The following is a 23,289-nucleotide window of genomic DNA, read 5'->3' on the forward strand; positions in this document are numbered from 1 at the left end:
GCCTCCTCACACCGCGAGGAAAGCCGGAATGCGCAGATGCCTGCGCCCGACCTCGACAAAGAGCGGATCGCGACGGGCCGCCCAGACGGCCACGAAATGACCGATCGCCCAAATGGCGAGGCCGACGAGCCAAAGGCGCAGGCCGAGGCCCACGGCCCCGGCCAGCGTGCCGTTCATGATCGCGATGGAGCGCGGCGCACCGCCCAGCAGGATGTGCTCGGTCAAGGCGCGATGGACTGGCACCGAAAAGCCCGGCACCGCGTCGAGTTGTTCGAGGACGGCCGCCATCAGACTAGCACCCCGCCGCCGAAGCTGAAGAAGCTGAGGAAGAACGAGCTGGCCGCGAAGGCGATCGACAGACCGAATACGATCTGGATCAGGCGGCGGAAGCCGCCGCTGGTGTCGCCGAAGGCGAGCGCCAGGCCGGTGGCGATGATGATGATCACCGCCACGATCTTGGCGACCGGCCCCTCGATCGACTGGAGGATCTGCTGAAGCGGCTGCTCCCACGGCATGGAGGAGCCGGAGGCATGGGCCGGCGGCGTAGCGGCCAGCATCATGATGGTGAAGAGCGCGGTCGAACTGGCGAGACGCCTGTAGCTGCCGCGCATGATCGAGCCGGCGGGCAGCTCTGGACCGATGGGCACGGTCGACAGGACGGGCGGATTGGTCACATTCGGAACGACGGGCGAATTCATTCAGCTTCTCCATTCGAGGTGGTTGCGGGGATGATGCGGTAGTCGCCGGTGGCGGGATCGATGCCGTCGACGCGCGCGAGCTCGGCCAGCCGGCGCGACGAGCCGCGGCCGGAGAGGACGGCGACGAGATCGATAGTCTCGGCGATCAGCGCGCGCGGGACGGTGACGACGGCTTCCTGGATGAGTTGCTCGAGGCGACGCAGCGCGCCGATGCCGGAGCCGGCGTGGATCGTGCCGATGCCGCCGGGATGGCCGGTGCCCCAGGCTTTGAGCAGGTCGAGGGCTTCTGAGCCGCGGACCTCGCCAATGGGAATGCGATCGGGCCGCAGGCGCAGCGAGGAGCGGACGAGATCGGAAAGCGTGGCAACGCCATCCTTGGTCCGCATCGCGACAAGGTTCGGCGCAGCGCATTGCAGCTCGCGGGTATCCTCGATGAGGACGACGCGATCTGCTGTCTTCGCCACCTCGGCGAGCAGCGCGTTGGTCAGCGTTGTCTTGCCGGTAGAAGTGCCCCCAGCGACGAGTATGTTGGCGCGGGACTGGACCGCTGCGCGCAGCTTCACTGCCTGATCGGCCGTCATGATGCCGGCGGCCACATAATCGTCGAGCGTGAAGACCGCGACAGCCGGCTTGCGAATAGCGAAGGCGGGTGACGCTACGACTGGCGGAAGCAGGCCCTCAAAACGCTCACCTGTTTCCGGCAACTCGGCCGAGACGCGCGGCGAGCGGGCGTGGACCTCCGCACCGACATGGTGCGCGACCAGACGCACGATGCGCTCGCCATCGGCGGCCGTCATCGTCTCGCCGGTGTCGGCCAGCCCTTCGGAAAGCCGATCCACCCAGATGCGCCCATCGGGGTTCAGCATCACCTCGACCACGGCCGGGTCTTCCAGAAACCGCGCGATTGCCGCTCCGAGCGCGGTGCGCAGCATGCGCGCTCCGCGCTGGATCGCTTCCTGCCTGTGGTGGGTGGATGCCATGTCGTCCCCGTTTCTCGTGGGGACGCAACAGATGATCCCCGGATCGGGGATTATTAAAAGAGCCCGGAATCAGGCCGATTCAACAAGTTTCGGTCGTAGTAGTAGTGTAGCGTGCAAATACAGGAGAACGGCGGCGAGGGCCTCATATTGACGGATTACTTGCTGCGATTGTTCGCCGATTGCGCGTGAAAATCCGGTCGGCGATTCGGCGATCCTTACAAAGGCGACGAGGGGGGTGGAAACCAGTAAGGCTTCTTGTGGGAAGGGGAGTGGCGAAAGCTTCCATCGGCGAGAGTCGTTCCCCCGAGAGGCGATGGAGTCCGGTATCGGCCCTATCGAGCGTCTTCTTGGCAGTCGCGGCTATTTCGACTTCGCCGCGCCATAACGCAGGCCATCCAGCAGCAGCATGAGCATTCGTTCGGTGTGCGCCGGCCCATCCTCCCCTGAAGCCACGGCGAGGTTTCCGATCGCGCGCAGCAGATCGTAGGGCGCAATGTCAGCTCGGACTTCTCCCGCAGCGGCAGCAGCATTCAGCAGCATCGACAGAGCCGGTTCAAATCGGCTTCGGAAATAGTCCGGCAAGGTGGCGAATGCCGGATCGCCGGAATGGAGCGCCGCGGCCAACCCCTGTTTGGTAGCGAGGAAGCGCGTGTAGCGCTTCAACCAAGCTGCCAGAGCATCGGCTGGCCCATGCTCAGCGGCAAGCATCGCCGCCGCACCGGCGCAGGCATCAACCTCCCGGCGAAACACCGCAGCCACCAGATCGGCACGCGTCGGGAAACGGCGGTAGAGCGTACCCAGCCCAACGCCCGCCTGCGTCGCAATCTCCCGGATGGGCGCATCCACCCCCGAACGGGCGAACACGATCTTGGCCGCTTCCAAAACGGCTTCCTCGTTTCTGCGAGCATCAGCACGCATTCGCGGTGCGGGTGCTTCGGCATCGCCAGGAGCCGGTGACGCGGCTTCGCCTGCATTCCGGAGTTCGGTCGACAACATTTTTGCGATCCCTCTTGATAAACGGATCAATGATCCGTATTTATAGTATAGCGGATCATTGATCCGGTTTCCAGTTCGGAGGTTCGCAGTCTCATGTCCAGCCCGTTCGCAGAAACCCGCGCGCGCACTGCCGGATTACCCGCCGTTGTTTCCATCTCTCCCATTACCTTACTGTCACCGGGACGAGGCGTTGATCTGCACGTTCGGGTTTCCTTACCGATCTCAGGCTACACGCTGCCCGTCATCATCTTCTCGCACGGCAATGGCCAGTCGTTTCACGCCTATGGCCCCCTTGCTGATTATTGGGCAGCGCATGGTTTCGCCGTAATCCAGCCGACACATCTGGATTCGCGGATGCTCGGCCTTGCCGCGAACGATCCTCGCCGCCCCCAATTCTGGCGCTTTCGTGAGCAAGACCTAGCCACCGTCCTCGACGGGCTTGATCGCATAGAGAACGAAGCATCGCTGATCCGGGGGCGGCTCGACCACTCTCGTATCGCGGTTGCCGGCCATTCATGGGGCGCCCAGACCGCCAGTACCTTGCTTGGCACCACCCATCCCGATCCCGACGACGGATCGGTGGTCAATAGGAAGGACAACCGCGTGAAAGCGGGCGTGCTGCTGGCGCCGCCAGGTAGAGGCAATGGCCTGACCGAATATGCGGCCCATACCTACCCATTCATGTATCCAGATTTCTCGACCATGACGGCGCCGACCTTGGTCATCGTCGGCGACCGCGATGTCGGCAGACTTTCGACACATGGCGCCGAGTGGTGGCGTGATGCCTACGATTTGAGCCCCTCACCCAAGGTATTATTTACGGCCTTTGGCGGCGAGCATGCTCTTGGCGGCATCCCCGGCTACGAGGCACGCGAGACGACGGACGAACGGCCGCAGCGGGTCGCCGCGATCCAGCGTCTTTCCACCGCCTTCCTCCGCAGCGCGCTCTATCCCGGCGATCCCGCATTTTCCGAAACGGTCGCGACACTGGCAGCCGATGCCGCGGCGGAAGGCAGCGTCGAGACGAAGTAATCGGACGCGCCTGTTCCCACTCCCTCGTAACCCGCGTCTATCCCCATCCGCGGCCGCGCTACGCCATCACCACAAACAGGAGTTTTGCATGAACACGATTCTCATCACCGGCACCTCGTCCGGCTTCGGGCTTGAGACTGCCCGCTATTTCCTTGATCGCGACTGGACCGTCATTGCCACAATGCGCACGCCTCGTGACGATGTGCTGCCAGCATCCGAACGTCTGCGCGTCGTTGCACTCGATGTGACCGACGCTGCCAGCATCACCAGTGCTCTGGATAAAGCAGGGCCGATCGACGCCCTCGTCAACAACGCCGGTGCCGGTCTGATGGGTGCGCTGGAAGGCGTGTCGATCGACGCAACGCGCCAGCTTTTCGAGCTGAACACGTTCGGCACCATGGCGATGACGCAAGCCGCACTGCCCGGCTTCCGGGTGCAAGGGTCGGGCGTGATCGTCAACGTGTCGTCCGCCGTGACGCTCAAGCCGTTGCCGCTGCTGTCCGCCTACACGGCCAGCAAGGCAGCCGTAGAGGTATTCAGCGAAAACCTCGCTTTGGAAGTGGAGCCCTTCGGTGTGCGTGTGCGGCTGGTCGTCCCCGGCCGGGCGCCGGAAACGCCCTTTAGCGCGACCGCCCGTGCCCGCTCGCAGAACGGCATACCCGAAGCCTATGCTGCGTGGGCCAGACAGGTGTTCTCCGCAGCGCCGCAGCTCGTCGAAACCACCACCGCAAGTGACGTGGCGGAAGCGGTCTGGCAGGCCGTGACCGATGCGTCTTCTCCGTTTCGCATCCCGGCCGGCGCGGACGCCGTAACGCTTGCCGCGCAGGTCGCGTAATAGCCGACCTCGGCCCCTTCACCGGTCGGATCGTTCGCCGCAACGTGGCCGCTCCGATCGGAAGATTCGAATGAGGCGGTGCCTTCCGAGCTGCGAGCGTACTACTTGAACGACACCGCTTGCCCGACACCTGTTCCCGAATGCTTTTTGGAGAACCGGCCGATGCGCATGGTGTTGAGACTTTCGGAAACGCTGCGAAACAACCGGTTTGAAGCCGCCATTGCACCTGCCTCGCATCGAGAAGCCCCTCGCCCAGATATGGCTCAAACCTCATTTTTGCGGTATGCGATTCCGATCCGGTTTTAGGAGAACGCACGAAGAGATCATTCACGCGCGTCGGGACCAGCCACATCTTCGGAAATCTCCTGACGAAGCTTCGGCCCCTGAGCCAGACGCCGACCGAGGGCGGTGATGAACGCTTCATACCGCTCGCTGGATTTGGCCCGCGCCGCCTGCGCCGCCGGCTCCGGTAATGCGGGCGTCGTGGTGATCCAGAAGCGGATGAACACCGCCAGTGTCTCGACAGCGATGCCGACATCGCGTTCGAGGCGGGTCATGCGACGATCAAGCTGGTCGAGGCGTTTTGAAATGATCGCCTCTCGCCGTTCGGCATCGTCCGGCGAGAGAAATGACGCGATCGCGGCTTCGGCGATCATGGATTGTGACTGATCCCGGCGCGCGGCGAAATCCGCCAAGGTCTTCTCGACGTCGGGGTCCAGATAGATCGTGGTTTTTTTCTTCTTTCGGCGAGTGGTCATGGCGCCTACAGCTCCATGCCGTCATTCGGATCGAGCGAGACCTGCCGTGCGACGCCCTGCATCTGGCGGATCATGCGCTGGTTGCGCACGGCATCCTCGTCGATGTCGTCAGGCGGCTCGATCTCGAACTCGTTCTCGATCGGCGCTTTCTTTTCTACCGGCTTTACCCGGTGGAGCTCGTGCTGCAGCCGCCGTTCGGATTCGGTCGGGTCCTCGTCGTCGGATCGGCCTGCCGGTTGCGCATTGAGCGCTTCCGGTCGTGCCGGGATCGGCAGGCTGGTCCAGTCGTCCGGACGAATCTGTTCCGGGCGCTTCAAGGAGGGCGGCGACAGCAGGCGTTCGCGGAAACGGGCATCCTCATAGTAGCGAGCCTTTTTCGCCCGGATCGGCGGAATGCCGGCGACCATCACGATCTCGTCGGCCGGCGGAAGCTGCATGATCTCGCCCGGCGTGAGCAACTGGCGAGCGGTTTCCGAGCGGGACACCATCAGGTGGCCGAGCCAGGGCGACAGACGGTGCCCGGCATAGTTTTTCATGGCCTTCATCTCGGTGGCCGTCCCGAGGGCGTCCGATACGCGCTTGGCCGTCCGCTCGTCGTTCGTCGCGAAGCTCACGCGAACATGGCAGTTGTCGAGGATCGAATTGTTCGGCCCATAGGCTTTCTCGATCTGGTTCAGCGATTGCGCGATCAGGAAGCTCTTCAACCCATACCCTGCCATGAAGGCCAGCGCGGTCTCGAAAAAGTCGAGGCGCCCGAGCGCCGGAAACTCGTCGAGCATAAGGAGGAGACGATGGCGCCCGGTCTTTGCCTGGAGCTCTTCGGTCAGGCGACGGCCGATCTGATTGAGCAGCAGGCGGATCAGCGGCTTGGTCCGGTTGATGTCGCTGGGTGGCACGACAAGGTAGAGCGTCGTCGGATGGTCGCCGCCGACGATGTCGCTGATCCGCCAGTCGCAGCGCCGCGTGACCTCGGCAACAACAGGATCGCGGTACAATCCGAGAAACGACATTGCGGTTGATAGAACGCCGGAGCGCTCATTGTCGGATTTGTTCAGGAGCTCGCGCGCCGCGCTGGCCACGACAGGGTGTGGACCGGTCTCGCCCAGATGCGCGGTCTTCATCATGGCGCGCAGCGTCGACTCCACCGGGCGCTTCGGATCGGAGAGGAAGTTGGCGACGCCGGCCAGCGTCTTTTCCGGCTCGGCGTAGAGTACATGTAGGATCGCGCCGACGAGCAGTGAGTGGCTGGTCTTTTCCCAGTGATTCCTTTTGTCCAGGCTCCCCTCGGGATCGACGAGAATGTCGGCGATGTTCTGGACGTCGCGCACCTCCCACTCGCCCCGACGGACCTCGAGCAGCGGATTGTAGGCGGAGGATTTGGGATTGGTCGGGTCGAACAGCAGCACACGGCCATGGAGTGACCGGAAGCCCGCGGTCAGCGTCCAGTTCTCACCCTTGATATCATGGACGATCGCCGAGCCTGGCCAGGTGAGGAGCGAAGGGACGACGAGACCGACACCCTTGCCGGATCGGGTAGGCGCAAAGCACAGCACATGCTCCGGCCCGTCATGGCGCAGATACTCGTGATCGTATCGGCCGAGTACCACGCCGTCGGGATCGAGCAGGCCCGCGGCCTCGATCTCGGGCTTCTCTGCCCAGCGGGCCGAGCCATAGGTGGCGACATTCTTCTGTTCGTGGGCTCGCCAGACCGACATGCCGATAGCGACCGCGATGGCGATGAAACCGCCCGACGCGGCGATCATGCCGCCGGTCGCGAATATGCCCGGCGCATAGGCGTCGTAAAAGTACCACCACCACATGATAGCGGCTGGAAAATAGAACGGCACACCGAAGAGCCTGAACCACGGCTCGCCGAGCTGCGCCTGATAGCCGAGGCTCCACGCAACATATTGCGTCGCGCCCCAGGTGGTAACGAGCACGATCAGGAAGACGATCGTGATCTGTCCCCAGAGGATCTTGGTGCCGGACATGGCGAGGTTCCTTTCTGACGGGTGCTAGAGGCCGAGCCCCCGCTTGCGGCCGAAGTCCCAGTCGACGCCGCCATCGTCTCGGGCGTCGCCTGAGACGTGACGTCCGATTTGCTTTTCGAGAGAGGGAGACCAGGGGACGAGCTGGAAGCCGAGGCCGTCGTCGATCATGGCGAACCGCCCGGAGGCGAGCGTGAAGCGCTGGCGATAGGAGCCGGCGACATATTCCCCACTACCGACATGATTGAATGGCAGACCGGTTTCGGCGACGAGCTTCTCGCCCAGCGCACTGACCTCGCGATCTCGCAACGTGTTGAGCAGCCTGCGGGCGAAGACCACGCGGCCGCCCTGCCGCTCGGCGAGGCCCTCGCCGATCAGGTTTTCAGCCCGTTGCTCGAGCGCCTGCTGCACCTCGGCGCCAAAGCCGCCCTCCGACAGCGCGATGGGCTCGCGGGCAACCGCCTGCCGGTCGAGCCAGGTCGCGCCCGTTGCGTTGACCTGCGCGTGGATGTCCAAGTCGGAACGGACGGCGAGCGCGACGCGGCGCTGACCTTGTGCATCCTCGTAGGCGCGCAGCTCGACGATCGATCCGGGTGGGCTGTCGCCAGCGGCATCGAGATGCGGCAGCTTGATATGATGGGTGCGGCCGTCCACGCCGTCGACCACGGCATAGGCCGTGCCCTTCAGCTCATCATCGAGACCGCGTTCGAGCAGGCGGCCGACAACGGGCACGTCGAGGCTTTCGCCGGCCAGCACATAATTCGCCGCGCCGCGCTCGATGCCGCGATCGGTGAGAGCGCGGTGCATGCGCTTGATGATGTCGCCGCGCTCGCCGAGCTCGCGCAGGACGCTCTCCGCCTCGGGCTTGATGAACCATTGCGAATGGCCGACCTGTCCGGCAACGCCGAGAATTTCGAGGGTCCGCAGCCGGCCGACCTTCAAAGCGTGGAATTCGTCCGGCTGTCGGTCGGGGCGCGGCGCGAGGTCGATGATGCCGGACTTGCCGGCGTCGCGGACAAGCTGGCGGTCGAGCTGCGTCCAGCGTTCGGTCTCGATCTGGCTTTCGAGAATGCGGCGGATATCGAGGTCGGTGCGCGGCCCCAGCTCCTGCGTGATGAGATCGCGCGCCCGGTCGCGCATGCCTTCCTTGATGTAGTCGCGCGAGATCACGAGATCCTGTCCATCGTCGCGCACACCGCGGACGATCAGGTGGGCATGCGGATGCTCGGTGTTCCAGTGATCGACGGCCACCCAGTCGAGCTCCGTGCCGAGATCCTTTTCCATCTGGCCGACGAGATCGCGGGTGAAGGATCTGAGGTCCGCCATGTCGGGCGCGTCGTCGGGCGAAACGATGAATCGGAAATGATGCCGGTCATCGCCACAGCGCTCTGCGAAGGCGCGCGCATCGGCATTCTCCGTTCCGGGCCCGAACAGCCGCGCCTTCTCCCCGTCACGGGTCACGCCGTCGCGGCGCAGATAGTCGAGATGCGTACCGAGCGGTGCGGATCGTGGGGAGTGGCGGACCACGCGCGCCTTGACGACGGCGCCGCGCGTCCGCGACGTGATGAGGCGATTGGCCTGGATGCTGGCGCGCTGGCCGCGCCCGAAGCGTGAACGGTTGCCCGATGTGACGCGGCCCGATCGCGAGACGCCGCCGCCTGCCTTCTTCGCTGCGGCGAGCACCTGCGCGATGAAAGGCCGGGCCTGCTGCGCGCGGGTCGATCGGATGCGGCCGGGACGGATGCGGAACTCGCTGTTATCGGACATGATGCGACCCCGCACGGTGCAAAACTCGGAGGAAAAACAGAAAGATAGGCGCGGAGCGCACGGTGCGCGCAAGCGCTACACGGTGCGGATCGCGCCGAAAACCTGAACAAAAACAACCGCCCAACCGAAGCGCACCGTGCGCTCTTTTATCCTGCCATCGTCCGGTTGCTGCGCCTGCCGCTACCCCCGGCGTCCTCCACGACACGCCAGCGCACGATGGGATGCGAAGCGCCGCAGGGCCGCTCATGGCCGCTCCCCGGAGGCATTCCGAGCGACGAACAGCCCCTCCGGCTGTGCCGCGATAAGCATCTGCGATGTCGCCGTGACGGGTGGGAGAGCGTCGTCCGGCGCTCGATCCGGAGACGCGGAATTGGCGGCCGAAGCACCGCCATCGCGCCCGACGAAGATCGCCGCCTCGCGCCAATCGAGCGGCCGGGCGACCGTCGAACCGCTCTTCGAAGGGCGCTCGCCGCGCAGCGCGGGCGCGAGCGAAGCGACATAAGCCCGCGTCTCGGCGGGCAGCGCTCGGCCCTTCGAACGATGCTCATCGTAGCGCGCCGGACCGGCATTGTAGGCCGCGAGCATGGCGGCGATGTCGCCATAGCGATCCCACATCTCGCGCAGGTACGCAGTACCCGCGAGGATGTTGTCGCGCGGATCGTAAGGATTGCGGCCGAGGCCGTGGCGGATGCGAAGCTCGGCCCAGGTGTCCGGCATGACCTGCATCAGACCCATCGCGCCGGCCGAGGAGACGGCCCGCACGTCGCCCGCGCTCTCGGCGCGCATGACGGCGACGATCCATGCTGGAGGAATGCCGAAGCGGCGCGATGCCTCGGCGATATGCGCCGCATACGGATGCGCGGCGACGGTGCTCGTAGGCGACACGCTTTGCGCCAGAACCGTCGGCGTTGCGGCTGCGGTGAAGAGCAGGCCGGAAAGGAGAAGGAGCGCTGAGCGCCGGACGGTGGAAAAACGTCCGGCGCAGGCGCGGTCTCGGGACGCCGCCATTCAGTCCTCCTGCCGCTTCTTGGAGGGCTGGACGGTGGTGAGCACCCAGGCAGAACCGTCGTCACCGGCGCGGAAGAGATTTGCGCGAAACGTGCCGCCGAGTAGCGGGCTGTAGATCGTGATCGAGACGAACTCGCCGGCCCGTTCGCCGACGTGTATCCAGCCCGCGCCGATATCGAGGCCGTCTTCGTCACCGAGCAGGACGCGGTATTTCGGGGCGTTCTCGGTCTCCGAGGGTTCCGCAGGAACGAGGGTCATTTCCTCTTTGATGCCGAGCGTTCGGAACTCGCCTTCGAAGCCGGTTTCCGTGCGCGTGAACTGTCCGATCTGGGCCATGGTCATGGTCTCCTGTGCTGCGGTGGGATTGCGAAGGACGAGCGCTCACCGCGTCGGCGCGCGCCAGACGAAGCGACCGTCGCCGTCCTCGTCGGTGAAAAGCGGGGTGGCCCGGCCGATGACCGCCGCGGCGGGAAACGGGCCGAAGTAGCGGCCGTCGAGGCTGTCGGCGGCTTCGAGGTTCATGAGGAAAAGCTCGCCTTCGGCGATCACCCGGCAGCCCTGCCAGGCCGGCAGGTCGCGGCCACGGCTGTCGTGGTCGCGGGCCTCGCCGAGCGGAACGTCGTCCACCGAGATGGCGCGGCCGTTGCGGCATACGCGCTGTCCCGGCAGGCCAACGATGTGCTTGAGGATCGGCACGTCGCGGGCGACATAGCCGCGTTCGACCATGAAGGAGGCGAACGGCTCCGGCGGCATGACGGCGACGAGATCCGGCACTTCGATCCGCCCGGCCGGCGATATCGTGTAGAAGCCGATCGGCGCGCTCGCCGTCGCGTTCCAGATGAGTTTCAGCGGCATCGGCATGGCGCTGGCTGCGGCGATGCCGAGCACGGCGACGGATGTCGCCGCGAGGTAGCCGAGCCGCCTCATCGCCCGATCTCCCGACGCCGGAGCCACGCCTGATGGCGCTCGGCTGTGTACGGGCGCGGCGTCTCGCCGGCATTCATCCAGTGCGCGACGTGCCGCCAGTGATCGGGATCGGCGTCGGCGGGATCGATGCCGAGGGCCTCGATGCCGTCGACATGGCGAAGTACGTCCTCGACCTTGGGCCAGCTTTCGACCTTCAGCAGGATTTCGCCGCCAGGACGGACGAAGGGCAGCGTCTGGAACGGCTCGCCGCGGTCGACCGCGCGGACGATGTCCAGGCGCGAGATGATCGTTCCGTAGTCGTTTGCGGCCCAGCGGACGAGGCAGAAGATCGTGCCGGGAGCGAAGCCGACGACCCTGTGCCGGCGGTCGAGTTTCTGCTCGTAGCTTTCGCGGCCGAACCTGATCCAGTTCTCGATGCGCTTCTCGATCCAGGTGAGCTCGACGAGCGTGGTGAAAGCGGCGGGACCGTCCGGCAACGGACGACCGCCGATGCGGAGCGCCGCATTGCCGGTCATGGTGTGTCTCCTTGGGTGTCGGGGAATTCGCGCTCGAGCAGGTCGCGCAACATGTCGGCGACGGTGACGCTGCGGCTGAAGGCGGCGATCTTGATGCGGCCGCGCAGCTCAGGCGTGATGTCGATGGTGAGGCGGGCCGTGAAGGTCGCGGCAGCGCCACTGCGTGGCGAAGGCGTGTCCGCACCCTTGATCCAGCCATCCGGATCGGCCGGACGTTGCGCGAACCCACGCTTTTCGGTGCGCGCCGTCATGACGGGTCTCCGTCATGGAACGGCAGCACGGTGGCGATGCGGTCGCGGGCGCGGTCGGCCATCGTGGGGTCGATCTCGCAGCCGATATAGCGTCGGCCAGAGAGCCGGCAGGCTTCGCCGGCGGAGCCCGAACCGGCAAACCAGTCGCCGACAAGACCGCCTTCCGGGCAGCTTGTCCGGATCAGGATTTCGAGGAGCGCCGACGGCTTTTCAGTCGGGTGGATCGCGCGGCCGTGGCAGTTGCGCAGGTAGATGACCGAGCGCATGAGGCGCGGCCCGCCGTCGTGGCTGACATAGTGGCCAGCATCAATCTGGCCGGTATGGGGCGGACGCTGCTTGCGTCGCACGGTCCGGGCTGTCGCGTCGGGCGTGGTCTGGACGTCGTTGTAGATGTCGCGCCATGGCGTCTCGGCGGGGTAGAATTGAACGGCCAGTTCATGCACCCGCTTGAAGCGATCCGCATGGAAGCCGGTGCCGTTCTGCTTCTCCCAGACGATCTCCTGGGCGAGCCGCAAGCCGGCGTCGGCGAAGCGGTCGGCGGTTGCCATGAAGCTGCGCAGCGAACCGAAGACCCACATCGAGCCGGTCGGGGCAAGCGCGCCGCGCGCGAGCGCCAGCCAGCCCTCGACACGGCGATCCCAGGCGAGTGATGTGTCGCCGTAAGGTGGATCGGCGAGGATCATGTCGTAGGGACCGCGCGCCGGCATGCGATCGCGGCAGTCTCCGGACAATATGATTTCGGGGCGAACCGTCATGGCGCGGTCCACCGGATACCGAGACGCTCGACCTCGGCCGCCAGCGCCGCGATCTCGCGCGCGGCGGGCGAACGCGGATCGATGTCCAAGGCGAGCCGCCCGGTCTGCGCGGCGTCGGCGAAGACGACGCGCTGGCCGATGGTGCTGGCGAGCACCGGCGGATCGTGGTCGGCCAGGGTCTCGGCCGTCTCGCGAGCGATGACAGTGCGGGCGCCGCAGCGGTTCAGCACGAAACGGGCGGCGAGCTGGGGCCGATAGATGCGCGCCTCCGTCAGGAGCGCCAGCATCTCGGCGGAGGCCCAACCGTCGAGCGGCGACGGCTGTACCGGGATCAGCACGAGGTCGGCCGCGAGCAGCGCGGAGCGCATGAGTCCAGCGACACGCGGTGGCCCGTCTATGACCACATGATCGACGTCGCGGGCGAGTTCAGGGGCTTCACGGTACAGCGTGTCGCGCGCGAGGCCGACAACGCCAAAACGGCGCGGCAGGCCCTCGCGAGAGCGTTGCTGCGACCAGTCGAGCGCCGAGCCCTGTGGATCGGCGTCGATAAGCGTGACGCGCTTTCCGCGCAAAGCCAGCTCGCCGGCGAGATGCAGCGCAAGCGTCGTCTTGCCGACGCCGCCCTTCTGGTTGAGGAGCGCGACGATCATCGGCGTCCTCCCGGTGGGTCGAGAGGAACACGGGGCATCGTGGGATTGGCGGATGCGGAAGAGCCAGCGCGGTCCTGCACTGCCGTCGATACCGGCTCGGCGGGCGCGATCGATACGCTCTTCTTCGCGGTAACGCTGAGGCTTCTGGCGGCATCGCGGATGAGGTTTTCCACATCACGCGCGCGCTCTTCAAGGTTAGAGTCTATGTTAGACTCTAAGTTAAGGGCGCGATTTCGTGTGGAGTTTCCGTGGCTTACACCCTGTTTGGGTTCCTGATAGCACGAGCCTCGGGTTCCCGATAGCACGATAGACCGGGTTCCCGATAGCACGAGGCTATCCACAGCTTGTCCACAGGCGGGCAGCGGCTCGAATGCGAGCAGCAGGCGCCCACCGATCTCGGCTTCGAGAAAGAGCCTGTAGCCGGGCAGCGGCTGGCGCCGGATGATGTCGCGCAGTTCGAAGGCGAAGCGTTTGAACGGCGACAGGCTGCCGGATTTCTGGTGAAGGTGACGGAAGTCGAAGCGCCAGCCATCGCGCTGGCGGCCGCCATGCTTGCGCACCAGGCGGTAGAGCCAGCGGTCGAGGCCCCCCGTCAGGTCGAAATAAGTCCGGTCGATGGTCAGCACGAGCGCATCGTCGAGGACGGCCTGATAGAACCAGTCCGGCACGATCAGCTCGATGCCCTCGGGGCGGCCGTTGCGATCGGTGCGTTCCTGCCACTCATTGATCCACGAGAAGCGATGACGGCGGCCTTCGGCAGGCTGTCGGATCGAGGTGGAAACGGTGGTCGATTGCAGGCGGTCGAGGGCGGCTTTGAGGCGCTGATAGTCGCGCGAGCTGGTGCCCCGGCCGACATAGGTGAGGATTTCGTAGGGCGTGGCGGCCATCAGCCGCGAGGTACGAAGCCCGTTATCGCGGGCTTCGACGATCTGGCTCGCCGCCCAGATCAGGATGTCGGCGTCCCAGATCGTGGCCATGCCATGATCCGGGACCGCCTCGACCCGGATCGTCACGTTGCCCGCAACGAAATCGATCGGGGCGACGCGATGGGTTTTGGAAAGGGAGAAGAAGGGATAGGCCATGAGATCCTGCGCGTCTCGTGGCGCGAAGTCGCCGGGAAGCGCCCGGAACAGATCGAGCTGTCCGCGCTCCGAAAGGGATCGACGCCGCACCGCCATGAACGGAACCGGCCGCGGTCAGCGTGCGTAGCGGCCGAACTGCGGCCCGGAGGGAATGACGTGGCGCTTCGCCGGCAGCACGGAGCCGCGAGGATCGGACGTCGACGTCACCGCGCCGCGAGCGGCCCACGTTTCGAGATCGTCGATGGCGTAGACGACGCGGCCACCGAGCTTGCGATAGGCCGGGCCGGTTCCATACGTCCGGTGCTTTTCAAGAGTGCGGGCCGAAAGGCTGAGAAACTCGGCGGCTTCCTTGGTGCGCAGGAAGCGCGGCGGGAGAACGACGGGTTCATGTGGCATGGATCGGGCCTCCGTGGTGTTGGGGACGACCGTCGCGGATCAGCGGCGGGCAATGACCACGGTGGCGGAGGAGAGCCGGCGAGTTGCAGGGCAAAGTTGGGGGGTATCGAATTCGCCCACCATGCAGCGGGCGAGACCGCGCTAGGATTGGCGGCGATGACGAAGGAGTTTTCGATAGCCGCCCGCTATCATGGCGCGGGCATCGCGCAGGAGCGTCTTGATGGCGTGGCGTATGGAAGACGCCTGCCAAGCGTCACGGTCGAGATGGTCGATGTGAAAAATGATCTCGGCGATTTCCTGCTGCGTGGCGCCGGCGCGATAGCCGTCGAAGGCGCGCAGCATCCGGCGCTGGCGGGCGCGCTGCTGATGCGTCAGGCGCGTGTCCGGGGGAATGGCGCGGCCATGCAAGGCTGAGAGGAATCGATAGACAGCTTCGATCCGGTCGAAGCCGTCTATGCCGAGAGGAATGACCGCAACGGCATTTTCTTTTCCGTCGATGGCGTGGTCAATGATCTGGAGGGACTGACCGTTTGCGAGGGCTAAGCGAAATGTAGCGTCATCATCGCCCATCGGCGACCCATGCCGCCACAGCGCGGAAGCATCGCTTGTGATACCTGAGCCGAGGTCAACGGGCGCCTCGGCGAGCATTACAACGCTTGTGTCCTCCTGCGGAAGCCAGAAGACCGGCGCTTCCGGCGGAGGTGTCAGGGGATCGACCGGGAAATCGCAACCCCCACTGCTGTCGAATTCGCACGGTCAGTGGTTCATGCATTCCGCGAGCGGAGGCCGAAGCCTCAAAATCCGCGTCATAGGCGTCGTTGCGGCGGAGCCATTCCCAGGCCAGATCGGACGCGGTCAGGCCGTCCAGATGATCATATTCCGAGGAACGCCAGATCGATGCGTCGGGTGTCATCGCTGATCCTCCCAAGTATTTGTCTAAGTCTTTGGGAGAATCACGATTCCCGTTTGGGTTGATCTGCGGAAGTCAGTTGCGCCTCAACAGGTGATGCGTTCGGCGCATCACGATGGCGACCCGCGCTGGCTCTCACGAACCAGTTGGCGATAGCCGCGCTCCATCATCCACCGGGCGCGCGCCAGATGCGCATCGTGGATAGAGCGGCAGCGTCTGGGGTCTTGATCGGGATCGAGGCCAAACAGGATATGCACCGCCTCGCGCCAGTCTGCGCCGTCGCGGTTGGCGTCGACCAGCCGCATGTAGAGCTTCATATGTTTGCGGTCATAAGACGTGATCGTTTCGCTGAACGGTGGTTCGTCCAGAAATGTTTGCGTCTCCTGTGCCATCGAGCCACCATATTCACGCGCGCTAAGTCCGTTAACCATCTCTCTCAGGAGATAGCCTCTTTTTTTGACAAGGGTTTGGTAGCTCGGTGCCCGGCGTGACTACCGGGACGAATCGCTCCTGTCATGCAGGAGCAAAACTCCTTCGCCCTTGTCTGTCGAAAGGAGAACAATCCCGGCCGATTCGAAGGCCCGGCGCACCTGATCGCGCGTCGATTCGAACACTTCGAGACCGCTTTCGGATTCGAGGCGTTTCAGTGCGGTCAGTGCTACTCGGGCCTTGTCAGCGAGCGTCTCCTGTGTCCAACCCAGCAACGCGCGTGCGGCCCGTGATTGTCGGGCGGTGATCATGCATGATCACCTCCCATTCGGACCTGTGCGCACTCCAGAACTACGACTAAATTAGTCGTTCTTGGCTCACTTCGCCAGCATGAAATGCCTAATCGACACTGCAATCAGCTTTCCTTTGACGACTGATTCGGTCGTTTCGGCGCATGGCCTGCCATGAGAGAACCCGGCGGCTTGCGCCGCCGGGCTTCGCGGTTCCCGCTCAGAACGGGATGTCATCGTCGTCGATGAACTTGCCGTCCTCGCTTTCGGTCTGCTTCGCCCGGCTCAGGAAGTCGACCGTCTCGGCGATGATCTCGCATCCGTAGCGGTCGTTGCCCTGCTGATCCGTCCACTTCGTGTAGTGGATGCGGCCGCGAACCAGAACCTTCATTCCCTTCTCGCAATACTCCTGGATCGTCTTGCCGAGGCCGTTGAAGGCGGTGATGCGGTGCCATTCCGTATCCTGGACCCGGTAGCCCTTTTCGTCCCGGACAACCTTGCCGTCCGAGTAGCGGGGGCGCGAGGTGGCCAGCGTGAAGTGGGTGATCCGGGTGCCGCCCTGGGTGGTGCGGGTTTCGGGGGCCTGACCGACGTTGCCGGCGAGAATGACGATGTTCTGCATTGTAAGTCTCCGTTGCTTCTCGGAGGGACCATCCCTCCGACGAGACCCGGCCAAGGCCGTCGGGAGACTCCCGCAGCTGCCGAACCTTTCGGCAGCTTGCCCCCTAAGGCCCCAGGTGGGGCGGGCAGCCGCGCTTGCGCGGCAACACGGCTGGGAGCCGCCGGGGTTGCTGGAGGAAACAGAACGGACTTAGGGGATCAGTCAGTCGGAGGGATTGGTGCCTTTGAAAGCACGAATACGGGGACGCGCAGCCGAACCATCGTCCTCACCGGTAACGCCGACCAGGCAGGCTCACGGACCTGCGCACTTCGGGGCGACTCCCGACCTTCTCCGCTTCCGGCCATTTCGCGTCTTCGCCGATTTGACGGGCACATGGGCTGGAGAAGAACGAGCAGGCTATCGGGCTTTCAGAGCACGGACCAGCAGCGCATTACCGTGTTTGACGACGGATGGTCCGATTCAGCCGAATAGCGAGAAGGGAATGAAGGTTCTGATTCGCCCTCGCGTCCTCACTACGAATGGATGGACGGGTAGGCACCGATTGTCCACGGCATACGGATATCAATCCCATGACCGACTTCCGAAGCCGGGTGAAGCGGACCGAAAGCAACAACGACAAAGGCAGCGCTGACGCGACAGTTTCGACTGCGCGGAAAACGTGAAGCCCGGCGGCGAAAGCCGCCGGGTTTTTAACGGTCGCGCCGGATTGCGACCGACTAATCAGCGCGAGAAGAACGACACGCCGAGGGCGTTCAGATTGATGATGGCCGCGATGCCGATGAACAAGCCGGCGCTGCCGGAAAGCAAATTGAGCATCAAGCCGGGGTCGATGGCGTTCTTCGCCACGCCGTGGACGAGTGCATATCCGGCGATGACTGCTGGTACGGCAAAGACGGCGAGAGCGATCAGCCGCAGAGCCGGATTCCTGGCGAAGCCGAGAACTGCGATGACCAGGCCGATCGAAACCAACGCCGCGCCGATGGCGGCCAATCCCGACAGGAGGATGCCGCCTCCGGCGCCCCAGGTATATTGGGCAGCGGACAGCCCAACCATGAAAGGCAAAGCGTAGATCGCAAGGTTGTAGGCAAAGATGCAGAACGCGATCGTCAAGGAGATTGCGAGCAGGATGAGCGACATGGAAACCTCCACATGATCGGTTGAGGATCACGACAGGCTGCCTGTAGATACGCTCCGCCTGCGACTATACTACTGTTCCGGTTCTGCAAGGATTTTTCATTCGACGACGAAGATGGAATCGCGTCAAGTATGGGCGTGAATCAGCCCCTTAATTGAATGTCCATAATGGGATGCAAAGCCGACCGGCCGCTTTTCGCGCGAAGAGCGAAACCCGGCCTTCCGCCACTGCGGAGCCCGATCAGCCCCTAGTAATTCAGGCTAGGCACTGCTCTCAGCCGCTTCCTGTACCAAAGCCTCCGGCTGATCGTCACCATTTTCGTCCGTGTCTTCGACAATGACACCTTCCAAAAACTGGCTGTGCTTTTGCTGCAGATATTTGATGGCCGTGTTCTCGTCTGCGGAATGCTGAAGATGCTCCTGGAAGAACTGAAGCCGAGCTCGATTTTCCTCAATCAGTTCGCCCCACGTCTTTATACCGACAATATGCCGCGGCCCCCGCGCGATCAGGCGGCGCTCGCGATCCGGACCACTTTCGATCTCATGCTTTGCGAAGTCGTCATAGGCGTTGGAGACCAGCCAGAAGTGCCAGCGCACGCCGTCGACGGTCGAGAAGCGCTCGTCTGACGTGACGGCGATCGCGTATTTCTTTGCCTGCGTGATCTCATCGGCGCCGATCTTCACTTTCGGCGCCTTGAGCTCGACGATCATGTGCTCGATGTCGTTCGCACGATGCCGGCGCGTCGAGCGCGAGAACATCAAGTCGATGATGCCGCGCGCCTTGCCGATCACTTTCACCGGCTCATCGATCGCGATGCTCGGGTCGAGATGGTCGCGATGCTTTTCGAGGACGCGACGGAGATCTTTGTCGCTCACCCAGAGATTATACTCTTCGCCGAACACCCAGGTGTTTTCAGCGAGGATTTTGTGAAGTTGGGTGCGTTCCTTCAATCGGCCTTTGGTTTCCGGATCGAAGACGATCGATTCGAGTGCGGATATGAACTTCAGCCGATCGGCGACGGTCTTTGCCGCGGTGATGATCGCGGACAGGGTCGTTTCTTGCAGGAGATTGGCAAGCTCCTTCTGCTTGCGCGCCGGCAGTTCCAGCACCTCCTTTAGGATGAGCTGCAATTCCTCCGGTCCGCGCTCGATGGCGTTGCGCAGCATGCGAAGGTGAAGCGCCTTCGCCTTTGCCGAGCTGATGCCGAGATCGGGCGCGAGCTCCTGAACCTGGACCGCGACGATGTCGAACACCTGACGCTCAACCTTCTCGACGGCGTTCTGCGGCGTGCCGCGATAGGGATAGACGTCTTCGGCAATCCACTCGTCGACCAGGGATCGCGCCTTTTCCGCCGATTTGTCGCGGAAATAGTCTTTAATCGCCGAGCGCGCACTTTCGACAGCTGCTCTCAGCAGCGGATCCATCTCCGACAGCGCAACGCGCTCTTCATTGTGCAATTCCTCGACATAGGTGGATTTCAGATAGGCTGAGAAAGAGAAACCAGGAATGTGGAAGCGCGTTTCGACCTGATCGAAAGGAAAGCCGCTCGCGGAGCAGAGATACAGGACACGGCGCGCATCCGTTCGCCATTCGATGATTTCGAGCTCGACGTCGTGCCCAGCGCCATCCTCCTTTTCGATCGGCGGCAGTGACGCTTTGTGGTGACTGGCGATGACCTTCTCGGGGTCGAGCCTCTGGCCGGCGACTGATATCGACACGCTTCGATAGTTCATCAGGTAGAGCGCGAAAATCTCGTTCAGGTCCTGAATGCCGCCTTCGCTCTTGAAGGTTTTGAAATCCCGCCGGAGGTCGCCAATTTCGACGATGACGCCCGTTAAGCGGTCGGGCGCAAGCACCTCCTCAGTGATGGTGACGTCGGTGAGATCGGCCTCGAGAAGGCGAACCTCGAACGCCTTGCGTCCGGCCGGATCGTCGTAGCAGACCTTCCAGGTGACCGACTGGCCGAGGGCGAACGCCTTGTAGCGGCCGCGCCCTTCCTGGCCGTGGATCATGCGGTGGTTGCGTTTGGTCTGTCGGACATGGCGCTTCCAAGAGCCACCGAGATTACCGAACAGCGCACGGGCGTCGCTGCGGGAAAATCCATCACCATTGTCGTAGACGACGATTTTCGACATGCCGCCTGCGAGATCGTTATGCGCGAACTCGACCGATACCTCGGTGGCGTCGCCATCGAGGCTGTTCCACAGCAGCTCGGCAAGGGCAGGCACCGGCTTCGCCTTGGTCTGCCGCGCGACGAAATCATCTCTTACCGCGACGGATACATGTTCCTCGCCGGCCATTTGCCCTCCCGGCCCTTCGCTAGGCCATGTTCCACGCCGACCGCGCCGAGCGACGACGTTCAGCGTTCGTTGTTGTCATCCTCATATCCGGAATAGTCATCTTCCGGTGCGTAATATTCGGCAGCGTCGTAGACTTGTGTTTTCTTGTATCGATCGCTCAAGCCAACCACCGCGAGACGCGACAGGCCGCTTATTTTAAGCCCGCATGCGACACACTCGAACCAGTTCGGCAGGAATTCCTGCGTTTCGGTGATCTCGCCGTCGCTCAGCCGTTGCTGTGGCGCAGAAACCGGTTCGCCCCAGATAAGCGCCTGGGAGGCGCAAGCGGGGCAATCGACGCGATGGCCGGCATGGCGCGTGGCCCAGACCGCTGCCTGTTTGGTCAGTGTGTCTCGCTCATCGTCGGCCTTGGCGAGCCAGACTTTCTTGTGGGCCTCGACCTCGCCCTTTACCACCTTCGCGCTTTCGTCGACCGCAGCGGCGATCAGTTTCGTTGCGACCTTCGCCTCATCCTCGCCGAGGAAATCCTTGAGCGTCGCCCCCATCGAGGCGAGGAGAACCTCACAGGTTTGATAGAAGCGCGGCTGCCAGGACGATCCCTTGACCCCGTCGAAGGCAAGCTCACCGGAATGAAGCTCGGCGTTGCGGCGGCCCGTATGCTGGACGCCAAAATTTTCATGCTCCTTGGCGAAATCCGGGAGGATCGCGGTGAGCCGCTTGAAGACCTCGGTGACGGCGATCGATTTTGGCGCAAACCGCTCCTCCGTGGGCGTGAAACCCAGCGCGTGATATAAGCTCGACCAGCTCTTATCGGTGTCCGCGATCAGGGCGGGACTGACATTGGCGAGCGCGGCGCGGGCGAGAAATTCGAGCGCGAGGCTGGACCACAGGGCATATTCCCAGTCGTCGCTGTCGAATGCGCTCATATGCTGGATGTACCGCTCTGCCTTGAGATAGAGCGCATCCGGATCGCATGATGCCGGCGTCGCGCCGGGTGAAATCGATTTCTTCAATGAAGCCCCTCCAGATAGACACGCTCGATCGCCCGGTTCTCGCGCCCAGGTAAGATCGGGGAGCGGGCATGCAGCATCCGCCAATTGTCGATCAGCAGCGTGTCGTGCGTTTCGGCCAGGGACACCGCGGTCGGCATGCATGTCGAAAGCCATTCGCGAACACGCAGGTCGGCGACTTCACCAACCCTGCTCGCCGGCTTCAGGAAGACCTCGTCCCAGCGAACCCGGACGATATCGTCAGCAGGCTCGCAAAGGCGCAAGAGCGAGACGCTCCCGTCACGCGGTCGTCGCGGTTTGAAGATGGCGCGCCGCAAAATGTCAAGGGTAACGGCATCGATAAGGTCGTGCCCGTCTATCACCATTGTCGGCACATCGGCGTAGCCGACGACGCAACGCAGAAGGAGGTAGCGTGGTGGAGTGCGCCAGTGAGCGAGATCCGAATGAAAAGGGAAATGATTGAGACCGAAAATGCCGCCATAGCTGTTCGGCGCAGCCTGGCTACGCGGCACGAGCGTCTGGACGGGTCCATCTTTCCATGGGTCCAAAGGCTTGCCCAGATCCTCCGCGATCTCGATGATGCTATCGTTCGGCCGATGGCTGCTGAAAAATATGTAACCGCTCTTACGAATCTTGTCTCTGATTTCTAATGACATTCTAACAAGCAGTGCTTGGCGCGACGCACAGCACCCTCCTACTTGGTCCACTTTTACTGGGAGTGTACAGCGCGTTTTCGTGCAGGATCAATGTCCGCTATGTGGTGGGAACATTTTTCGTCGCAACGACAGACGTTAAGGTCGCAAGCGGAAATTCAAGTTTGCGCGACTGGAACAGCCACCAAACGGCGGCGCTACGCGCCGCCGTCGAACTTCATGACCGGGATGCCGAGCTTGCGGGCCTTGTCCGCAAGGTTCTCCTGGATGCCGGTGCCAGGGAAGACGAGGACACCGACCGGCAGGACGTCGAGCATCGCGTCGTTGCGCTTGAAGGGCGCGGCCTTGCCGTGCTTCGTCCAGTCGGGCCGGAAGGCGACCTGAGACACCTTCCGGCTATCAGCCCAGCGGGAGGCGATCAGTTCAGCACCCTTCGGCGTGCCGCCGTGCATCAGCACCATGTCGGGGTGCTTCGCATGGACCTGATCGAGCCTTGCCCAGATCAGGCGGTGATCGTTGAAGTCGGCGCCTCCGGTCAAGGCAACCTTGGGACCGGCGGGCATCATCACCTCGGTCTCGGCCCGGTGTTTCGCGGCAAGGAAGTCCCGGCTGTCGATCATCGCGGCGGTCAGGTTGCGGTGGTTGACCATCGAGCCGCTACGGGGCCGCCAGGCGCTTCCGGTGTGGTGTTCGAAGGCTTCCGAGGCGACGTCGCGGAAGAGTTCCATGCTGTTGCGCCGCTCGATAAGGGTCTGCCCTTCTGCCGTGAGGCGCTCAAGCTCTACCGACTTGACCTCGCTGCCGTCCTGTTCACGCTGGAGGCGGCGCTGCGACTGCTCGTTGTCGTCGAGATCGCGTTCGACCCGGCTCGTTGCGCGGTGAAAGAGATTGACGGTCCCCCAGAGCAACTCGTCGAGGTCGGGTTCGAGGCGCGTGTCGCCGAGCGTCGCAACGAGGGCGTCGAAGATATCCGCGACGGCTGCGGCGACGGCGCTGCCCTCCGGGAGCGGCCTCGGATCGGGTTCGTCCTGATACGGCCGCCAGCCGTAGAGCTGGAGTTCGGTGAGGAGATGATCGGTGGGGGACGGGGTGTGGTTCGGCTCGAAACCTACGTTATCGTCTTCGTTCGTCATCGGGAGCGTCCTTTGTCTGGAGACCGCGCCCATCGCGGCCTTCGCAGGCGTCGGAAGCCCACGGGCGGACTGGACTGGCACGCTCGCGCCCTCGCGAGGGCTTCGATGGCCGGGTTCGGGCTATTTTGTTTCGCGCTGCAAAGGCGGCTGATCCGGGGTCCCCACGCGA

28 protein-coding genes are annotated in these 23,289 nt (G+C 63.7%); 2 read left to right on the forward strand and 26 right to left on the reverse strand.

Annotated features, from left to right (window positions below; all coding sequences use genetic code 11):
• Positions 1–6 precede the first annotated feature (6 nt).
• The 4 genes from J9800_RS05135 to J9800_RS05150 form a co-directional block, all read right to left on the reverse strand.
• Positions 7–288, reverse strand: a complete 282-nt coding sequence (locus J9800_RS05135) for a VirB3 family type IV secretion system protein (RefSeq protein WP_100653002.1) — start codon at positions 286–288, stop codon at positions 7–9.
• A complete protein-coding gene (locus tag J9800_RS05140) occupies positions 288–611 on the reverse strand; it encodes a TrbC/VirB2 family type IV secretion system protein (protein ID WP_133036454.1) in 324 nt (107 codons plus the stop codon). Before J9800_RS05140 ends, J9800_RS05135 begins: the two co-directional genes overlap by 1 nt.
• 83 nt (positions 612–694) lie before the next feature.
• A complete protein-coding gene (gene trbB / locus J9800_RS05145) occupies positions 695–1,678 on the reverse strand; it encodes a P-type conjugative transfer ATPase TrbB (protein WP_142860115.1) in 984 nt (327 codons plus the stop codon).
• 360 nt (positions 1,679–2,038) lie between these two features.
• Entirely contained in the window at positions 2,039–2,674 is a 636-nt protein-coding gene (locus J9800_RS05150) for a TetR/AcrR family transcriptional regulator (protein WP_142860117.1), read from the reverse strand.
• A 93-nt stretch (positions 2,675–2,767) separates the two neighbouring features.
• Between J9800_RS05150 and J9800_RS05155 the strand changes: the two genes are divergently transcribed.
• Together J9800_RS05155 and J9800_RS05160 are read left to right on the forward strand one after the other, a co-directional pair.
• Entirely contained in the window at positions 2,768–3,706 is a 939-nt protein-coding gene (locus J9800_RS05155) for an alpha/beta hydrolase family protein (RefSeq protein ID WP_142860118.1), read from the forward strand.
• 88 nt (positions 3,707–3,794) lie between these two features.
• Complete coding sequence (locus J9800_RS05160) at positions 3,795–4,541, forward strand: SDR family oxidoreductase (protein WP_142860120.1); 747 nt, start codon at positions 3,795–3,797, stop codon at positions 4,539–4,541.
• Positions 4,542–4,864: 323 nt separating this feature from the next.
• Here the strand turns inward: J9800_RS05160 and J9800_RS05165 are convergent, their stop codons facing one another.
• From J9800_RS05165 to J9800_RS05270, 22 genes are all read right to left on the reverse strand, one after another.
• Entirely contained in the window at positions 4,865–5,299 is a 435-nt protein-coding gene (locus J9800_RS05165) for a CopG family transcriptional regulator (protein WP_142860121.1), read from the reverse strand.
• Positions 5,300–5,304: 5 nt separating this feature from the next.
• Positions 5,305–7,290, reverse strand: coding sequence for a conjugal transfer protein TraG (locus tag J9800_RS05170; protein WP_142860123.1), 1,986 nt, complete (start codon positions 7,288–7,290; stop codon positions 5,305–5,307).
• A gap of 24 nt (positions 7,291–7,314) precedes the next feature.
• A complete protein-coding gene (locus tag J9800_RS05175; protein ID WP_142860125.1) occupies positions 7,315–9,054 on the reverse strand; it encodes a relaxase/mobilization nuclease domain-containing protein in 1,740 nt (579 codons plus the stop codon).
• A gap of 243 nt (positions 9,055–9,297) precedes the next feature.
• A complete protein-coding gene (locus tag J9800_RS05180; RefSeq protein WP_142860127.1) occupies positions 9,298–10,062 on the reverse strand; it encodes a lytic transglycosylase domain-containing protein in 765 nt (254 codons plus the stop codon).
• On the reverse strand, positions 10,063–10,398 hold the full coding sequence (locus J9800_RS05185) for a DUF736 domain-containing protein (protein ID WP_142860129.1): 336 nt from the start codon (positions 10,396–10,398) through the stop codon (positions 10,063–10,065).
• A gap of 45 nt (positions 10,399–10,443) precedes the next feature.
• Positions 10,444–10,989 (reverse strand): S26 family signal peptidase, encoded by a 546-nt coding sequence (locus tag J9800_RS05190; protein WP_142860131.1) that lies wholly within the window; start codon positions 10,987–10,989, stop codon positions 10,444–10,446.
• Positions 10,986–11,504, reverse strand: coding sequence for a DUF2840 domain-containing protein (locus J9800_RS05195; RefSeq protein WP_142860133.1), 519 nt, complete (start codon positions 11,502–11,504; stop codon positions 10,986–10,988). The genes J9800_RS05190 and J9800_RS05195 overlap by 4 nt, the downstream gene beginning before the upstream one ends.
• Positions 11,501–11,755 (reverse strand): hypothetical protein, encoded by a 255-nt coding sequence (locus J9800_RS05200; RefSeq protein ID WP_142860135.1) that lies wholly within the window; start codon positions 11,753–11,755, stop codon positions 11,501–11,503. Before J9800_RS05200 ends, J9800_RS05195 begins: the two co-directional genes overlap by 4 nt.
• The gene (locus J9800_RS05205; RefSeq protein WP_142860137.1) at positions 11,752–12,510 is read right to left on the reverse strand and encodes a DNA-methyltransferase; all 759 of its coding nucleotides are present in this window, start codon (positions 12,508–12,510) and stop codon (positions 11,752–11,754) included. Before J9800_RS05205 ends, J9800_RS05200 begins: the two co-directional genes overlap by 4 nt.
• Positions 12,507–13,160 (reverse strand): ParA family partition ATPase, encoded by a 654-nt coding sequence (gene parA, locus J9800_RS05210; protein WP_142860139.1) that lies wholly within the window; start codon positions 13,158–13,160, stop codon positions 12,507–12,509. The genes J9800_RS05205 and parA overlap by 4 nt, the downstream gene beginning before the upstream one ends.
• A complete protein-coding gene (locus tag J9800_RS05215) occupies positions 13,157–14,338 on the reverse strand; it encodes a replication initiator protein A (RefSeq protein WP_142860140.1) in 1,182 nt (393 codons plus the stop codon). The genes parA and J9800_RS05215 overlap by 4 nt, the downstream gene beginning before the upstream one ends.
• 18 nt (positions 14,339–14,356) lie before the next feature.
• Positions 14,357–14,638 carry a helix-turn-helix transcriptional regulator gene (locus J9800_RS05220; RefSeq protein ID WP_142860142.1) on the reverse strand — a complete coding sequence of 94 codons (282 nt, stop codon included), beginning with the start codon at positions 14,636–14,638 and terminating at the stop codon, positions 14,357–14,359.
• 141 nt (positions 14,639–14,779) lie between these two features.
• Positions 14,780–15,286 carry a DUF2285 domain-containing protein gene (locus J9800_RS05225; RefSeq protein WP_142860144.1) on the reverse strand — a complete coding sequence of 169 codons (507 nt, stop codon included), beginning with the start codon at positions 15,284–15,286 and terminating at the stop codon, positions 14,780–14,782.
• Positions 15,264–15,551, reverse strand: coding sequence for a transcriptional regulator domain-containing protein (locus J9800_RS05230; protein ID WP_142860146.1), 288 nt, complete (start codon positions 15,549–15,551; stop codon positions 15,264–15,266). The genes J9800_RS05225 and J9800_RS05230 overlap by 23 nt, the downstream gene beginning before the upstream one ends.
• A 107-nt stretch (positions 15,552–15,658) precedes the next feature.
• Positions 15,659–15,940, reverse strand: coding sequence for a DNA -binding domain-containing protein (locus J9800_RS05235; RefSeq protein WP_142860148.1), 282 nt, complete (start codon positions 15,938–15,940; stop codon positions 15,659–15,661).
• A 99-nt stretch (positions 15,941–16,039) separates the two neighbouring features.
• On the reverse strand, positions 16,040–16,288 hold the full coding sequence (locus J9800_RS05240; RefSeq protein WP_142860150.1) for a helix-turn-helix domain-containing protein: 249 nt from the start codon (positions 16,286–16,288) through the stop codon (positions 16,040–16,042).
• Positions 16,289–16,487: 199 nt separating this feature from the next.
• Positions 16,488–16,889, reverse strand: coding sequence for a single-stranded DNA-binding protein (locus J9800_RS05245; protein WP_210845643.1), 402 nt, complete (start codon positions 16,887–16,889; stop codon positions 16,488–16,490).
• Between the two features lie 720 nt (positions 16,890–17,609).
• Entirely contained in the window at positions 17,610–18,026 is a 417-nt protein-coding gene (locus J9800_RS05250) for a hypothetical protein (RefSeq protein ID WP_142860154.1), read from the reverse strand.
• 258 nt (positions 18,027–18,284) lie between these two features.
• On the reverse strand, positions 18,285–20,324 hold the full coding sequence (locus J9800_RS05255; RefSeq protein ID WP_142860156.1) for an ATP-binding protein: 2,040 nt from the start codon (positions 20,322–20,324) through the stop codon (positions 18,285–18,287).
• Between the two features lie 59 nt (positions 20,325–20,383).
• Positions 20,384–21,337: a hypothetical protein gene (locus J9800_RS05260; protein ID WP_142860157.1), complete on the reverse strand. Its 954-nt coding sequence runs from the start codon at positions 21,335–21,337 to the stop codon at positions 20,384–20,386.
• Positions 21,334–21,990, reverse strand: a complete 657-nt coding sequence (locus tag J9800_RS05265) for a Fe(II)-2OG oxygenase family protein (RefSeq protein WP_142860159.1) — start codon at positions 21,988–21,990, stop codon at positions 21,334–21,336. The genes J9800_RS05260 and J9800_RS05265 overlap by 4 nt, the downstream gene beginning before the upstream one ends.
• Before the next feature lie 194 nt (positions 21,991–22,184).
• Positions 22,185–23,120: a DUF2493 domain-containing protein gene (locus tag J9800_RS05270; protein ID WP_142860161.1), complete on the reverse strand. Its 936-nt coding sequence runs from the start codon at positions 23,118–23,120 to the stop codon at positions 22,185–22,187.
• Positions 23,121–23,289 lie beyond the last annotated feature (169 nt).

Origin of the sequence: Ochrobactrum sp. AP1BH01-1 (assembly GCF_018066705.1) — a bacterium.
Taxonomy (GTDB): Bacteria; Pseudomonadota; Alphaproteobacteria; order Rhizobiales; family Rhizobiaceae; genus Brucella.

What these genes read in the sequence shown, in the direction of transcription:
- J9800_RS05135 (WP_100653002.1), bottom strand. Translation starts at nt 288, where the DNA reads ATGGCGGCCGTCCTCGAACAACTCGACGCGGTGCCGGGCTTTTCGGTG.
- J9800_RS05140 (WP_133036454.1), bottom strand. Translation starts at nt 611, where the DNA reads ATGCGCGGCAGCTACAGGCGTCTCGCCAGTTCGACCGCGCTCTTCACC.
- trbB (WP_142860115.1), bottom strand. Translation starts at nt 1,678, where the DNA reads ATGGCATCCACCCACCACAGGCAGGAAGCGATCCAGCGCGGAGCGCGC.
- J9800_RS05150 (WP_142860117.1), bottom strand. Translation starts at nt 2,674, where the DNA reads ATGTTGTCGACCGAACTCCGGAATGCAGGCGAAGCCGCGTCACCGGCT.
- J9800_RS05155 (WP_142860118.1), top strand. Translation starts at nt 2,768, where the DNA reads ATGTCCAGCCCGTTCGCAGAAACCCGCGCGCGCACTGCCGGATTACCC.
- J9800_RS05160 (WP_142860120.1), top strand. Translation starts at nt 3,795, where the DNA reads ATGAACACGATTCTCATCACCGGCACCTCGTCCGGCTTCGGGCTTGAG.
- J9800_RS05165 (WP_142860121.1), bottom strand. Translation starts at nt 5,299, where the DNA reads ATGACCACTCGCCGAAAGAAGAAAAAAACCACGATCTATCTGGACCCC.
- J9800_RS05170 (WP_142860123.1), bottom strand. Translation starts at nt 7,290, where the DNA reads ATGTCCGGCACCAAGATCCTCTGGGGACAGATCACGATCGTCTTCCTG.
- J9800_RS05175 (WP_142860125.1), bottom strand. Translation starts at nt 9,054, where the DNA reads ATGTCCGATAACAGCGAGTTCCGCATCCGTCCCGGCCGCATCCGATCG.
- J9800_RS05180 (WP_142860127.1), bottom strand. Translation starts at nt 10,062, where the DNA reads ATGGCGGCGTCCCGAGACCGCGCCTGCGCCGGACGTTTTTCCACCGTC.
- J9800_RS05185 (WP_142860129.1), bottom strand. Translation starts at nt 10,398, where the DNA reads ATGGCCCAGATCGGACAGTTCACGCGCACGGAAACCGGCTTCGAAGGC.
- J9800_RS05190 (WP_142860131.1), bottom strand. Translation starts at nt 10,989, where the DNA reads ATGAGGCGGCTCGGCTACCTCGCGGCGACATCCGTCGCCGTGCTCGGC.
- J9800_RS05195 (WP_142860133.1), bottom strand. Translation starts at nt 11,504, where the DNA reads ATGACCGGCAATGCGGCGCTCCGCATCGGCGGTCGTCCGTTGCCGGAC.
- J9800_RS05200 (WP_142860135.1), bottom strand. Translation starts at nt 11,755, where the DNA reads ATGACGGCGCGCACCGAAAAGCGTGGGTTCGCGCAACGTCCGGCCGAT.
- J9800_RS05205 (WP_142860137.1), bottom strand. Translation starts at nt 12,510, where the DNA reads ATGACGGTTCGCCCCGAAATCATATTGTCCGGAGACTGCCGCGATCGC.
- parA (WP_142860139.1), bottom strand. Translation starts at nt 13,160, where the DNA reads ATGATCGTCGCGCTCCTCAACCAGAAGGGCGGCGTCGGCAAGACGACG.
- J9800_RS05215 (WP_142860140.1), bottom strand. Translation starts at nt 14,338, where the DNA reads ATGGCGGTGCGGCGTCGATCCCTTTCGGAGCGCGGACAGCTCGATCTG.
- J9800_RS05220 (WP_142860142.1), bottom strand. Translation starts at nt 14,638, where the DNA reads ATGCCACATGAACCCGTCGTTCTCCCGCCGCGCTTCCTGCGCACCAAG.
- J9800_RS05225 (WP_142860144.1), bottom strand. Translation starts at nt 15,286, where the DNA reads ATGCTCGCCGAGGCGCCCGTTGACCTCGGCTCAGGTATCACAAGCGAT.
- J9800_RS05230 (WP_142860146.1), bottom strand. Translation starts at nt 15,551, where the DNA reads ATGACACCCGACGCATCGATCTGGCGTTCCTCGGAATATGATCATCTG.
- J9800_RS05235 (WP_142860148.1), bottom strand. Translation starts at nt 15,940, where the DNA reads ATGGCACAGGAGACGCAAACATTTCTGGACGAACCACCGTTCAGCGAA.
- J9800_RS05240 (WP_142860150.1), bottom strand. Translation starts at nt 16,288, where the DNA reads ATGATCACCGCCCGACAATCACGGGCCGCACGCGCGTTGCTGGGTTGG.
- J9800_RS05245 (WP_210845643.1), bottom strand. Translation starts at nt 16,889, where the DNA reads ATGCAGAACATCGTCATTCTCGCCGGCAACGTCGGTCAGGCCCCCGAA.
- J9800_RS05250 (WP_142860154.1), bottom strand. Translation starts at nt 18,026, where the DNA reads ATGTCGCTCATCCTGCTCGCAATCTCCTTGACGATCGCGTTCTGCATC.
- J9800_RS05255 (WP_142860156.1), bottom strand. Translation starts at nt 20,324, where the DNA reads ATGGCCGGCGAGGAACATGTATCCGTCGCGGTAAGAGATGATTTCGTC.
- J9800_RS05265 (WP_142860159.1), bottom strand. Translation starts at nt 21,990, where the DNA reads ATGTCATTAGAAATCAGAGACAAGATTCGTAAGAGCGGTTACATATTT.
- J9800_RS05270 (WP_142860161.1), bottom strand. Translation starts at nt 23,120, where the DNA reads ATGACGAACGAAGACGATAACGTAGGTTTCGAGCCGAACCACACCCCG.